Origin of the sequence: Aeromonas tecta (assembly GCF_000820185.1) — a bacterium.
GTDB classification, from domain to species: Bacteria; Pseudomonadota; Gammaproteobacteria; order Enterobacterales; family Aeromonadaceae; genus Aeromonas; species Aeromonas tecta.
Map to the genome: position 1 here is coordinate 1 of NZ_CDCA01000008.1, position 464 is coordinate 464.

Annotated in this window: 1 pseudogene; it reads right to left on the reverse strand. The window is 62.5% G+C overall.

Going from position 1 to position 464, the window contains the following annotated elements:
- Positions 1-24: 24 nt before the first annotated feature.
- A pseudogene (locus tag BN1137_RS21675) lies at positions 25-464 on the reverse strand (type IV pili twitching motility protein PilT); the annotation flags it as partial.

A 464-nucleotide genomic window follows, 5' to 3' on the forward strand; every position in this document is an offset into this window, starting at 1 on the left:
GTTTGGCCACGGGGCGGGGGGGGGTTAGAGCAGGTCGGCCGGATCGTCCTTGGTGGGCTCCAGGCTCCAGCCGCTGGCATCCGCGCTGTTGGCGAGCTGGCCCTTCTCTCGCCACAGCTTGATCTTGAGACGCAGGTTGTTCTGGGAGTCGGCGTTCTTGACCGCCTCTTCCTCATCGATCACCCCTTCCACCACCAGATCGAACAGGGTGCTGTCGAAGGTGACCATGCCAAGAGCCCGGGATTTTTCCATGATCTCCTTGAGGCTGCCAAACTCGCCACGCTTGATCAGATCGCGAATGGTGTGGGTGCCGAGCATGATCTCCACCGCCGCTCGCCGTCCGCCGTCTATGGTCTTCACCAGCCGCTGGGAGACGAAGGCCTGCAGGTTGTTGCCCAGATCGTTGAGCAACTGGGGGCGGCGCTCCTCGGGGAAGAAGTTGATGATGCGATCCAGCGCCTGGT